The organism is Streptomyces sp. MK37H, from assembly GCF_018035285.1.
GTDB lineage: Bacteria > Actinomycetota > Actinomycetes > Streptomycetales > Streptomycetaceae > Streptomyces > Streptomyces endocoffeicus.
This window is the reverse complement of sequence record NZ_JAAAYH010000313.1, coordinates 1-10,834: the sequence shown is the minus strand read 5'-3', so window position 1 is coordinate 10,834 and position 10,834 is coordinate 1. Positions and strand designations below refer to the sequence as shown.

Sequence of the window (10,834 nt, the reverse complement as noted above, 5' to 3'; positions counted from 1 at the left end):
TCGCGCCGAAGTAGTGCGAGCTCGCCCGGGTGACCGTGCCGCTGGGCTCCCCGTAGGGCAGACCGCGTGCCTCCAGTGCGCCGGTGAGCCACGACCAGCACACCTCGGGCAGCAGCGGATCCGCCGCGATCTCCGGCTCCAGGTCCGCGTGGACCAGCGTGACCAGGCGGAAGGCGCCGCGCCAGGCGTCGTGCCCGGCCGGGTCGTGCAGCAGGATCAGCCGCCCCTCGGCCAGCTCCTCGTCATCGCCCGCCGCGCCGGTGACCACCGCCTCCAGCGCGTACGAGTAGGGTGCGAGCCGACGCGGGGGTGGGGTCGGATCGAGCTCCACCTCGGGCCGCACCCGCACACCGCGCAGCGCGGTGACGGCATGCCGGAAGGCGGGAGGGGTGTCCTCCCGCCCGCGTCCGTGCCGTCAGGGCCGTCAGCACCGTTCGAGAGGTGTCCTTGAACCGCTGCCATGCCCGGAAGACTAGGCGCACTGAGGGTCCTAACCGGGGAGGGACACCCGGGTTGGCGGGTCACTCGTTCGGCCCGTGCGAAAATCTGGGGCATGAGCGCCAACGAGCGGCCCCCGGGCCAGCAGCAGACCGGCCGTGCCGCGGCCAGTGCCACAGTCGATTCGGCCTTTCTGCGGGCCTGCCGCCGGGAGCCGGTGTCCCATACACCCGTGTGGTTCATGCGGCAGGCGGGGCGCTCGCTTCCGGAGTACCGCAAGCTGCGCGAGGGCATCGCGATGCTGGAGTCCTGCACGCGGCCCGACCTGGTCACCGAGATCACGCTCCAGCCGGTGCGCCGCCACCGGGTGGACGCGGCCGTCTACTACAGCGACATCGTCGTACCGCTCAAGGCCATCGGCATCGACCTCGACATCAAGCCCGGTGTCGGGCCGGTCGTCGAGCGGCCGATCCGCACCCGCGCCGATCTGGAGCGGCTGCGCCCGCTCGACCCGGACGATGTGAAGTACGTCACCGAGGCCATCGGGTCGCTCGTCGGTGAGCTCGGCGCGACCCCGCTCATCGGCTTCGCGGGCGCCCCCTTCACACTCGCCAGCTATCTGGTGGAGGGCGGCCCCTCGCGCAACCACGAGCACACCAAGGCGCTCATGTACGGCGACCCGGCGCTCTGGGCCGCGCTGCTCGACCGGCTCGCCGACATCACCGTCGCCTTCCTCAAGGTGCAGATCGAGGCGGGCGCGTCGGCCGTCCAGCTCTTCGACTCCTGGGTGGGCGCCCTGGCCCCCGTCGACTACCGCCGCAGCGTGCTGCCCGCCTCCTCGAAGGTCTTCGCCGCCGTCGCCGGGTACGGTGTGCCGCGCATCCACTACGGCGTGGGCACCGGTGAGTTGCTCGGGCTGCTCGGCGAGGCGGGCGCGGACGTCGTCGGCGTCGACTGGCGGGTGCCGCTGGACGAGGCCGCCCGGCGGGTCGGCCCCGGCAAGGCGCTCCAGGGCAATCTCGACCCCGCGGTGCTCTTCGCCCCGCGTACGGCCGTCGAGGCCAAGGCGGACGAGGTGCTGGAGGCGGCCCGGGGGGTGGAGGGGCATATCTTCAACCTCGGCCACGGCGTGCTGCCCAGCACCGATCCGGACGCGCTCACCCGGCTCGTCGAGTATGTGCACACCCAGAGCGCATCGCGCGCACCTTCTGTGAAGGTCTGAACCAAGCGGGAACCCGCGTGCCTCCCGTGGCGTCGTGAGGGGCATGACCGACATGCCCGCCACCGCGCTGTCAGACCCGCAGGAGTCGCCGGAGTGTGTCCACTTCGTCGACGACTGGCACGGCATCCTCCACGAGACCTATGGCGGCGACTCGGACCGGGTCGTCCTGGACTGTGCCAGGCGGCTGGTGGCCGATCCCGCGGGCGAGCAGGCGTACGCCTGGACGCTCGGGCTGGTCATGATGGCCGCGCACATCGGCCGGTTCTCCCGTAAGGACGTCGCGGCGGCGGCCCTGGAGGCCCTCCACGCCACCGACCGGCGGCTGCGCGAGGCCCCCTGCGCCCACCGGACGCATCCGTACGAGAGCGATCTGGACGACCGGATCGACCACTTCGTGGACGATCTGCCGCTGCTCACCAACGGGTTGGCCGAGGCCCAGGACCCCGACTGGGAGGACGACGCCACCAAGGAGCAGTGGCTGTGCCCGCGCGACATCGCCGGGTACGCGCGGGTCGCCATCGACATCATCGCCCCCGGCAGCGTGGGCGGCATCCCGCCCCGGCTCCCGGTCCGCGACGCGCGCCGCGCCGAGGATCTGCGCTCGATCGTCTGGGACTACCCGAGCGCGGCGGTGGACCCCGCCCAGGAGCTGTCCGCCTACGCCAGGAACCTGGTCGCCAACCCCCTGGGCTACCACCGCGCCGGACTCGTGGTCGTCCTGCACGCCGCCTGCTGGTACGCCGCCAGCGGCCGGATCCGCGACCGGCGGGTCCTGGACACCATGGTGGACGCCCTGGAGGCGGTGCTGCCCGGTCTCGGCGGCGCCTCCTGCGCGCACGGCGAGGGCGAGCACCCCGAGGTCGGCCGGGACACCGCGGAGCAGGCCACCGTGGGCATCCATCTGCTCAGCCCCGGCGGCCGGGGCGTCTACCGCCACTGGCACCGGGAGGAGCTGGAGACGGCGCCGCTGGAGGCATGGCTGTGCCCGGCGTTCCTCGCCGCGATCGCCCGCGACGCGCTGGACCATCTGCGCACCAGCCGTGAGCGGCTCTTCGGCCTCCGGGACACCGCCCACCTGGACGAGGTGCTGCTGCGCCCCGACGGCCGGCTCGACATCGAGCGGCTCACCCACGCCGTGCGGTTCCGCTGCCGGGACGGGCAGGCCGCGGAGGACGCCGGGCTGTGGGCCGCGCGGCGGTTCGCGGCGGGCCCGGCCGATCCGCGCGAGCGGCTGGTGCTGCTGCTGGTGGCCTGCTGGTCGGTGACCTCGGGCGAGGAGGCCCCGCCCGAGGCCGTCCACCGGGATCTGCGGGCGATCCTCGGCGCGGTGCGGCCCGACCCGGAGGCCGGGTCCTGCCCGCACGGGGACGCGCACCCCTGGGAGGTGCTGGCCGAGTTGGCGGGCCGCCGTCACTTCGGCTTCCACGAGGACCCTTACGGCGCCCATCTCAACCATCTGTACGCGCCGGGGGAGTACGACACGCCCGAGCCGCGCCTCGATTTGGAGGCGTGGAGCTGCCCCCGGCATGTGGCCGGGCGGGTCCGGGAGGCGCTGCGGATCATCGACGGCGCGCGCTGATCGGTTCCGCGGCTTGCCGCCTGCGGCGGGCTTTCCCCTACCCGCCCCTTCCCACAACCGGGGCTCCGCCCCGGACCCCGCTCCTCAATCGCCGGAGGGGCTGATTTTCAGCCCGTCCGGCGATTGAGGACACGCCCGAAGGGCGTCCGGGGTCCAGGGGGCGGAGCCCCATGGTTCGGGAAGGGGCGGGGAGGGGAACAGCCCGCCGCAGGCGTCAGAACCCGCCGGACACCCCCTGGGCGACAGGCTCCCGCCGTCCACGCCGTAAACCCTCGCCGCCTACGCCGTGAGCTCCTGCTGGAGCGCCTCTCGCAGCCGGGCCGCGCGCTCCGCGACCTCCGCTGGCCCCAGCTCGACCGCCCGCGCACACCACCGCTGCCCCTCGGCGAGCGCCCCGCGACGGGCCGCGAGCAGCGCGAGCCGCAGCGCGGCCCGCCCGTGCCCCGCCTCGGCGGCACGCGTCCACCACAGGGCGGCCTCCGGCTCGCTGCCCTCCCGGGCCAGCAGCAGCCCCAGGTTGAACGCGCCATTGCTGCTGCCCGCCTCGGCGGCCGTGCGGTACCAGCGCGCGGCCTCGACCACATCGCCGCGCGCGGCGGCGAACATGCCCACCCGCACCTGGGCCCGCCGGTGGCCCTGGCGGGCGGCGCGCTCGTACCACTCCTCGTACTCGGGGACGTGCGGCCCGGAGCCGTCGTCCGGCGGCGGGGTCGGGAAGCGCGTCCCGGACGAGCTGCCGAGGCCGGTACCGGTCGCCGGGTCGCCGCCGACCGAGGAGCGGTCCAGCAGCGCGGCCAGCCGGAAGGCGCCCTCGGCACTGCCGCCGCCCGCGGCGCAGCGCAGATGGCGCTCGGCGCCCTGGAGGTCGCCCTCCCGCTGGAGGGCGAGGCCGACCTGCAGCGCGGCCTCGGTGTGCCCGGCGGCCGCGGCCCGCTCGTACCACTGCCGGGCCGCCCGTTCCTCGCCCCGGCCCGCGTGCAGGATCCCCAGGTTGAACGCGGCGTCGACGCTGCCCGCCTCGGCCGCCTTGGAGAACCACGGCTCGGCGCCCGCCGCGTCGCCGCGCTGCAGCAGCATCACGGCGACCGCGTTGGCGGCCTCGCGGTGGCCCGCGTAGGCGGCGCGGCGGTACCACTGCTCGGCCTGGGCGGCGCGGCCCTGCTCGGCGCAGAGCAGCCCGAGGTTGTAGGCGCCGTTGATGTCCCCGGCGTCGAGCGCGGCGCGGTACCAGCGCTCGGCGGTCTGGGTCTCGCCGCGGTCGGCATGGAGCGCGCCCAGCGCGTTGGCGGCGTTGCCGTCACCGTCCTGGGCCGCCCGGTGCCACCAGACGGCGGCGCTGTCGGTGTCGCCCGCGTCACGCAGCAGGAAGCCCAGCGCGCAGGCGGCCCGGGCCTCGCCGTCCTTGGCGGACATCAGGTACCAGCGCCCGGCCTCCTTGGTCTCGCCGCGCTTCTCCAGCAGCGTGCCGAGGTGGAGGGCGGCGCGCCGGTGGCCGCGCGCGGCGGCCTGCCGGTACCACTGCCCGGCCTCCTCCCGGCCGCCCCCGTCCGCGCCACGGCGGCGCTCGGCCTCCGGCTCGTCCCCCTCGTCGCCGCGGTCGTCGAGGATGCGGGCGAGGCGGTACGCGGCCTCGCGGTGGCCGCGCTCGGCGGCCGTACGGAACCAGCGCTCGGCCCCGATGTCGCTGCGGTGCTCCAGCAGATCGCCCAGCGCGTACGCGCCCAGGGTGTGGCCGGACTCGGCGGACTGGCGCAGCCAGTACTCGGCGGCGGGCTCGTCGCCCCGCTCGCGGTGATGGCGGCCCAGGGCGTGGGCCGCGGCGGGGGATCCGGCGACGGCGGCTATGCGCCACCAGCCGGCCGCCTCGTCGGCGTAGCCGCGCTGGTGCAGCAGAACACCGAGGTTGTTGGCGGCGGCGCGATCGCCCGCCGCGGTGGCTCCCCGCAGATGCGGTTCGGCGCCGTCGAGGTCGCCGCGGCGCAGCAGCAGCGCGCCAAGTGCGCTCATCGCGGCGGTGTCACCGGCCTCGGCGGCACGGCGGTGCCGGGTCTCCTCCTCGGCATCGTCGTGCGTGTGCGCAAAACGCCCTGTCTCCAACAGACTGACCCTGTCCCCCATAAATCCCATCGTGGCATCACCCGCATCCGGCGTACACCTGGTATACCGCAGCCGAGGAGGTCACTTCAGCGTTTTGTCGACATGCCCACAGAGAGACAACCCAAACGCTTGTATCCGCATTCCCCGAGTGGACGCTCATACAACACACAACGAGGCCCGGATCCTTGCGGATCCGGGCCTCGTTGTGTCAGTAGCGGGGACAGGATTTGAACCTGCGACCTCTGGGTTATGAGCCCAGCGAGCTACCGAGCTGCTCCACCCCGCGCCGTGGTGCAACCACCGTACCACGGCGCGAGGGGTCGGCCGCCCGGCCGTTCTCGCAGGTCGTCAAGGGTCAGCCGCCCTTCTTGTCGGAACCGCCGCCGGCGCTCTGGCTCCGTGGCTGGTTCTGCTGCTGCCCCTGCTTGTCGCCGGCCGCCTTGTCCTCCGCCTTGGCGGCGCGGTCCAGCGCGTCCTTCAGGTCCTCCTGGGCCCTGCCGTACGCCTCCCAGTCCTGCGGCTGCTTCTGGAGGGCGTCCTGGGCGTCCTGATAGGCGTCCGAGGCGTCCTTGAGGGCCTCCTTCACCGTCGGGTTGGTGTTCGACGGCGGCTCTTCCTGCCCGCCGTCTCCCGGTGGCCGCTGTTCGGACGACTCGCCGAAGACGGCGTCCAGGGCCTCGCCCAGGGTGTCCTTGAAGACCGTCTCCTTGCCGTAGGAGACGCCGACCTTCTTCAGCAGCGGGTAGTTGGCGCTGCCACCGCGGGCGTAGACGGGCTCGATATAGAGGAAGCCGTTGTCCAGTGGCACGGTGAGCAGATTGCCGTACTCGATGTCGGAGTCGGTGCCTCTCAGGTTCCGGACGAACTCGGCGACCTCCGGATCACCGTTGAGCTCGCTCTGCACCTGTTGTGGACCGGGCACGTTGGAGGTGACCTTCAGCAGTCTTATCGTGCCGTAGTCCTTACTGTTGGCATCCGCGTCGATCGACATGAACGCCCCCAGGTTGGGACGCCCGTTGGGGGTGAAGGTCGTCGTCAGCGAGAACGTCTGCCCCTTCTGGTCGGGCATCCTCATGCTCAGGTAGTACGGCGGCACCGCGTTCCCGTCCTTGTGGGTCGGGTCCTCGGGCACCTGCCAGGCGTCACTGCCGCTGTAGAACTGCGTGGGATCGGTGACGTGGTAGCGGGTCAGCAGCTCGCGCTGGACCTTGAACAGATCCTGCGGATACCGCAGATGCTCCATCAGCTCGCCACTGATCTTCTCCTTGGGCTCGACCGTGCCCGGGAACGCCTTCTCCCAGGTCTTCAGGACCGGGTCCTTGGAGTCCCACTCGTAGAGCTTGACGGTGCCGTCATAGGCGTCCACGGTCGCCTTGACCGAGTTGCGGATGTAGTTGACCTTGTTCTGCTGCGCGACCACCGAGCGGTCCCCGTCGCTCAGCGAGTCGGCCGTGCTGTCGCCGAGAGTCGTACGCGAGGCGTACGGATAGCCGTTGGTCGTGGTGTAGGCGTCCACGATCCACTTGATCCGGCCATGGACGACGGCCGGATAGGCGTCACCGTCGATGGTCAGCCAGGGGGCGACCTTCTCGACGCGCTCCTTGGGGGTGCGGTTGTACAGGATCCGCGAACCGTCCCCGATCGCACCCGAGTAGAGAATCTGGGGCTCGCCGAACGCCACCGCGTAGGCGGCGCGGTTGACCGGGTTGGAGAGGCTGACCCCGCTCTTGCCCTTGTAGCTGGTGGTCCGCTCGCCGTTCTTCTCGTAGTCGAGCTCCTTCTGAGGGCCGCCGACTATCGAGTACTGGTCGGTCTTCTCGCCGTAGTAGACCTGTTGCTTGTAGGTGCCGACACCGCCGCCGCTGGAGCCCTTGGTGGGCAGCCCGGACTCGGTGAAGTCCGGCGAGCCGGCCGGGTCCGCGTTGGGGTCGGTCGTGGTGCCCTTCGCCGCCACCATGCCGTAGCCATGGGTGTAGGTGAAGTGGTCGTTGATCCAGTTCCGCTTGGGGATGCCGTTGAGGTTCAGCTCGCGCACACCGACGACGGTGTCCTGGTCCTTGCCGTCGGCGCCCTTGTAGCGGTCGACGTCGAGCGTCGAGGGGAACTGGTAGTACTTACGCTCCTGCTGGAGCTGCTGGAAGGTCGGCGAGATGACGCTGGGATCGATCAGCCGGTAACTGGCCGTCGTATTGGCGTCCTTACGGAGCTTCTCGCCGCCGCCGTCGCTGTCGTTCTTGCCGGAGTAGTCCGCCACCTTGGAGTCATCGATGCCGTACGCCTTGCGCGTGGCCTCGATGTTCTTCTGGATGTACGGCGCCTCCTTGGCCTGCTCATTCGGCTGGACCTGGAACTTCTGCACGATCGCCGGGTAAAGCCCGCCGATCAGGATCGCCGACAGCACCATGAGCCCGAAGCCGATGACCGGCAACTGCCAGGTGCGGCGCCACAGCGTGGCGAAGAAGAGCACCGCGCAGATCGCCGCGATGCAGAACAGGATCGTCTTGGCGGGCAGATAGGCGTTGGCGTCCACATAGCGCAGACCCGTCCAGTTGCCCGTCGCCTTGAAGTCGCTGGACTTCACCGCGAGGCCGTAGCGGTCCAGCCAGTACGCCACCGCCTTGAGCGCCACGAAGACGCCCAGCAGCACCGACAGATGGCCGGTGGCCGCGGCGGTCGCGCGGGCACCGGGGCTGGTGACCCGCAGGCCCCCGTAGAGGTAGTGCACCAGGGCGGCGGCGATCAGCGAGAGCACCGTGGCCGCGAAGCCGAAGCTCAGCAGGAAGCGGTACCAGGGCAGATCGAAGGCGTAGAAGGCCACGTCCTTGTGGAACTGCGGGTCCTTCTGGCCGAACGGCACCCCATTGACCCACAGCAGCCAGATGCGCCACTGGCCGGCCGCCGAGGCGCCCGCGATCAGCCCCACCAGGGCGGTGACCGCGAGCAGCACCCACTTCTTGAACGGGGCGATGCCCATCCGGTAGCGGTCCAGGCTCTGCTGCTCCATGGACATCGCGCTCAGCGGCGGCCGCAGCCGGTGGGCCAGCCAGATGTTGATCCCGACGGCCGTGGCCATCAGCACGCCGAAGACGAAGAACAGCCCGATCTTCGTCTTCAGGGTGGTACTGAAGACCGAAGAGTAATGAAGTGAGCGATACCAGAGCCAATCCGTCCAAAATCCGGCAAACATGACAAAGAGCATGGCCAACACGGCCAGCACGCCCAGAGTCATGAGCAGGGTCCTGGCACGCCGGGACGGACGGCCGACTCTCACCCGCGGCCCCGTCGGGCCTCCGCCGCGGTCCGGCATCTGGAAAGCCAAGGTGCGCACCTCGAAGTTCGCTGTCGATTGAGGAACCCTGAACTCCAGGGCCCACCTGTTGCAACTTACTCAGGCTTTACTCAGTTCCCGTTTCCGGGTCCGAACAGGGCACGATATGAACCATGTCCAACGCAACCCCCGGCACCGACCCGCTGGCCTCGAATCCACTGACCCGAGCCGTACTCGAAATCGACGACTACGCCTCGGGGCTCGGCTGGGACCAGCCCGCCCGGCTCTTCGCCCTTGTCGACACCGCCCGGCTGCGCACCGAGGAGCCCGGCCTCGCCGCTCAGCTCGGCCTTGACGAGGGCGGCGAGGAGATCGCCTCCCTGACCCCCATCGAGCAGGACGAGCTGCCCTCCGGCGCCCCGCTGGACGAGTTCCTCGCCACCATCGCCTGGCCGGACGCGGTGACCGGATGCGCCCTGACCGTGGAGCGGCAGATGCTGCCGCCGTCCGCCGAGAGCTCCGTGCCCGAGGGCCTGGACGAGGCGGCGCTGGCCAAGTGGGTCGCAGACCACCCCGACCGGCAGGAGGTCCGGATGACCGTGGCCGTCCTGCGGGACGGCGCGCGTGAGTCGGCCCTGCGGCTGCGGGAGAAGGACTCCCCGACCGAGGTGCTCACCGGGGCCGGTCTGGTGCCGGGCCTGGCGGACGCGCTCGCCGCCACCTTCGCCACCGACTGACCCCCGCGACCTGACCCCCGCAACGGGGGCGCCGCTCAGCCCGTCGTGCACTTCGGCAGACCGGCGGTGTCCCCCTTACGGATCTTCTCGAGCGCCGTAAGGGCGTCGTCGATCGTGTGCACCTTGACCAGCCGCAGCCCGCTCGGCACGTCCTTGGCGGCGGCCGCGCAGTTCTCCTTGGGCGTGAGGAAGTAGCGGGCGCCCGCCTCGCGCGCGCCGATCGTCTTCATCTCGATGCCACCGATCGGGCCGACCGTGCCCTTGGCGTCGATCGTCCCGGTGCCCGCGATGAACTTCCCGCCGGTGAGATCGCCGGGCGAGAGCCGGTCCACGATCCCCAGCGCGAACATCAGACCGGCGCTGGGCCCGCCCACGTCCGCCAGCTTGATGTCGATCCGGAACGGGAAGGTGTAGTCGATCCCGGCCTGGATGCCAACGATGGCGCGGGCCGGGCCCTTGTCCGCCTTCGTGGTGGTGATGGTGACGCGCTCCTCGCCGGTGGGCTGCTTGCCGCTCTTCTCCGCCGCGGCCACGTTCTTGGCCGGGACGACCGAGAAGACCACCTTCTGGCCCGGCTTGTGCTTGGTGACGAGCTTGGCCACGTCATCGGGCTCGCGCACCGCCGTGCCGTCCACCGACTTGATCACATCGCCCGCGTGCAGCTTGCCCTGGGCCGGGGCGCCCTTCTGGACGGCGCCGACGATGACATGCGCGGTGACCGGCTTCTTCAGCGCCCGCAGCGCCGCGACCTTGGCGGACTCCTGGGACTGGGTGAACTCCTCGGCGTTCTGCTGGTCCACCTGGTCCGGGGTCTTGTCGTCCGGGTAGAGGGTGCTGTGCGGCACGACCACGTCATCGTGCGCCAGCCAGCCGTAGACGGCCTCCACGAGGTTCATCCGGTACTCGGAGCCGGTGACCCGGACCGTGGTCATGTTCAGATGCCCGCCGGTGGTCTCACAGCTCTTGCGGCCGGAGATCTGGAGCACGCACTCCCCGTTGTGCTCACCCAGGGTGTTGTACGTCGGCCCGGGCGACATCTCCGCGTACGGCACCGGAATCAGCACTCCTGCGCAGAGCAGCGCGATCAGCATCAGAAGGGAGGCGAGCATCGTCGCGGTGCGGCGTGGCATGGAACGACAGTACGGGACGCGTCCGTCAGTCCACCGTCGGGGCCGTCCGTACGAGGGGCGGCGCGGACGGGGCGGCGGCCTCAGGCCGCGGCGTCCGAATCGGAGGGCCGGCGCTCCATCGCTTCGCGGAAGCGGGCGTATCCGGCCAGCTCAGCTACATCCCCCCCGGACTTCCGTTTACCGGCTCGCGCGGCTATGCCGGCGTATATCGCCGCGCCTATCGCCGCGAACAACGGAATCAGCAACCAGAGAAGCGCGGCCACAGCAGCCTCCCGACCCCTTGAAAAATCGCGGTTCAGGACCGCGACTGACAGATGAGCAGATTAATCCTCTGCCAGGTCAACGCTTACGGCAGGGTGGGGG

Annotated in this window: 8 protein-coding genes and 1 tRNA gene; 3 read left to right on the top strand and 6 right to left on the bottom strand. The window is 71.1% G+C overall.

Annotated features, from left to right (window positions below; all coding sequences use genetic code 11):
- Positions 1-343, bottom strand: a 343-nt coding sequence (locus tag GWI24_RS32035; RefSeq protein ID WP_308344155.1) for a DUF3000 family protein, incomplete at its 3' end; no start/stop codon positions are given.
- Positions 344-553: 210 nt separating this feature from the next.
- Here GWI24_RS32035 and hemE point away from each other — a divergent pair.
- The gene (hemE, locus tag GWI24_RS32030; protein ID WP_210949541.1) at positions 554-1,660 is read left to right on the top strand and encodes a uroporphyrinogen decarboxylase; all 1,107 of its coding nucleotides are present in this window, start codon (positions 554-556) and stop codon (positions 1,658-1,660) included.
- A 43-nt stretch (positions 1,661-1,703) separates the two neighbouring features.
- On the top strand, positions 1,704-3,239 hold the full coding sequence (locus GWI24_RS32025; protein WP_247617151.1) for a hypothetical protein: 1,536 nt from the start codon (positions 1,704-1,706) through the stop codon (positions 3,237-3,239).
- A gap of 279 nt (positions 3,240-3,518) precedes the next feature.
- Here the strand turns inward: GWI24_RS32025 and GWI24_RS32020 are convergent, their stop codons facing one another.
- The 3 genes from GWI24_RS32020 to GWI24_RS32010 form a co-directional block, all read right to left on the bottom strand.
- A complete protein-coding gene (locus tag GWI24_RS32020; RefSeq protein ID WP_210949540.1) occupies positions 3,519-5,366 on the bottom strand; it encodes a tetratricopeptide repeat protein in 1,848 nt (615 codons plus the stop codon).
- Positions 5,367-5,548: 182 nt separating this feature from the next.
- A tRNA-Met gene (locus GWI24_RS32015) sits at positions 5,549-5,622 on the bottom strand.
- Between the two features lie 69 nt (positions 5,623-5,691).
- On the bottom strand, positions 5,692-8,643 hold the full coding sequence (locus GWI24_RS32010; RefSeq protein WP_210949542.1) for a UPF0182 family protein: 2,952 nt from the start codon (positions 8,641-8,643) through the stop codon (positions 5,692-5,694).
- A 134-nt stretch (positions 8,644-8,777) separates the two neighbouring features.
- Here GWI24_RS32010 and GWI24_RS32005 point away from each other — a divergent pair, with 134 nt between their 5' ends.
- The gene (locus GWI24_RS32005) at positions 8,778-9,341 is read left to right on the top strand and encodes a PPA1309 family protein (protein ID WP_210949539.1); all 564 of its coding nucleotides are present in this window, start codon (positions 8,778-8,780) and stop codon (positions 9,339-9,341) included.
- A 35-nt stretch (positions 9,342-9,376) separates the two neighbouring features.
- Here GWI24_RS32005 and GWI24_RS32000 read toward each other — a convergent pair whose 3' ends face one another.
- The gene (locus tag GWI24_RS32000) at positions 9,377-10,471 is read right to left on the bottom strand and encodes a PDZ domain-containing protein (protein WP_210949538.1); all 1,095 of its coding nucleotides are present in this window, start codon (positions 10,469-10,471) and stop codon (positions 9,377-9,379) included.
- Positions 10,472-10,551: 80 nt separating this feature from the next.
- Positions 10,552-10,734, bottom strand: coding sequence for a hypothetical protein (locus tag GWI24_RS45745; protein WP_020868566.1), 183 nt, complete (start codon positions 10,732-10,734; stop codon positions 10,552-10,554).
- Between the last annotated feature and the right edge of the window lie 100 nt (positions 10,735-10,834).